The following is a 1580-nucleotide window of genomic DNA, read 5'->3' on the forward strand; positions in this document are numbered from 1 at the left end:
AAATTTTAATCACACCACAAAAATTTTTAAATCACACTGGCTCCGCGGCGGGGTTATGTGGGGCCGCGCCACTCCCCCCCCCCCGCGCCGAGCCGCTCCTGCTTCCCGGCTCCCCGCCCGCCCACTGTGCGCGCAGTCGAATATGTAGACCGACCGATATATTTTTCCCGTTTGCAGCGCCCCGTTCGAGGCCCCGCCGCGCGGCGAAGCCGAGGGCGAACCACCCCGCACAGGAAGTCGGGCAGGCCGACTTCCTGTGCGCACCGCGGGCGCGATCGAATCTGTAGACCGGTCGGTATATTCACCCCGAGGCTGACGGCGCGAGCCCGTGGGCAAGGCTGTACGGCGCACGTGTCGCGGTTCCGCAGGGCGAGGGTTCAGCGCAGCAGGTGCTCCAGCTGGTCGAGAGCGGTGGGCAGGTCGCGGGGGCGCAGGGCGCCCGGAGGGCGGCGGGGGCCGGTCCAGCCGGGGCCGGCGGTCAGGACGACGGGGCGGGTGCGGGCACCGTGGGGGCCCCAGGCGGTCTCGGCGACACGGCGGGCCAGGGCCCGGTCGGCGGTGCGGGCGACCTGGGACCACAGCAGGACGGCGGGCGGGCCGGTACGGCGAACCGCTTCCAACAGGGCTTCGGTCGGCAGGGCCGGACCGAACATCCGAAACGGCAGGCCCCGTTCGGCCAGCCCCGCGGCCAGCGCCTCCAGCGGCAGGGCATGCAGTTCGGCGGGCATGCCCGCGAGCAGGACGGCCGGACCCTGCGGCGGCTCGGCCCGATCGGCGGCGCGGCGCAGAGCGGCGGCGACGTGCCAGGACAGCAGGTGCTCGACCTCGACGTAGCGCTCGCCCTCGGCAGCCCACTTGCGGCCGGCGGCGCGCAGGGCGGGCATCATCACCTCGGTCCAGGCGGCGACCGGGCCGAGGGTGTCGACGCTGTGTCGCAGGATCCGGGCGAGCTCGGGGGCGTCGAGGCGAACGGCCGCGCGGGCCAGCCCCCGGCATTCGGGGCGGACGGTGCCGACGGGCAGGGCGTTCCCGCCGCCGGGGGCCGGCCCGCCGGCAAGCGGCCCCGGCACCTCGCGAGCCTCGGGCGTCCCTGGGGCCTCGGCGGCGAGGGCGAGGCGGGCGGCCTCGGCCGGGGTGACGCCGCGGGCGGTCAGGCGGCACATCTCCGCCAGGACGGCGACGTCCCGCGGACTCCACTGGCGGTGGCGCCCGGGGTCGCGCCGGGCGGGGCCGACGCCGTAGCGGCGTTCCCAGGAGCGGACGGTGGTCGGGGAGACGCCGAGCATGCGGGCGAGGGCACCGGTGGTCAGGCTGGCCTGGGCCGGCGGCCGACCGACGGAGGCAGACACGGGGACGGGAACCGGGACGGGGACGGGGACGGGGACGGGCACATGCGTGAGCCTATGCGGGGCAGGACGGGGCAACAGGCGTCGCGGATGCGAGCGGCAAGCAGTGCTCGTTCCGCAGAAGCCATCGGTGTGCGCAGGAAGTCGGACCTGTCGACTTCCTGCGCACCCCCCAGCAGCCGACCAGGGGGGAATATTTACTGTGTCTTATACAAAAAATAAGCTGGCGACGAG

At 74.1% G+C, this 1580-nt stretch carries 1 protein-coding gene; it reads right to left on the minus strand.

The window, feature by feature from the left end; translation table 11 throughout:
* Positions 1–377 precede the first annotated feature (377 nt).
* Positions 378–1349 carry a MerR family transcriptional regulator gene (locus tag ACFVHI_RS37135; RefSeq protein WP_380346470.1) on the minus strand — a complete coding sequence of 324 codons (972 nt, stop codon included), beginning with the start codon at positions 1347–1349 and terminating at the stop codon, positions 378–380.
* Positions 1350–1580 lie beyond the last annotated feature (231 nt).

This window comes from Kitasatospora sp. NPDC127121, from assembly GCF_042677305.1.
Lineage (GTDB): Bacteria > Actinomycetota > Actinomycetes > Streptomycetales > Streptomycetaceae > Kitasatospora.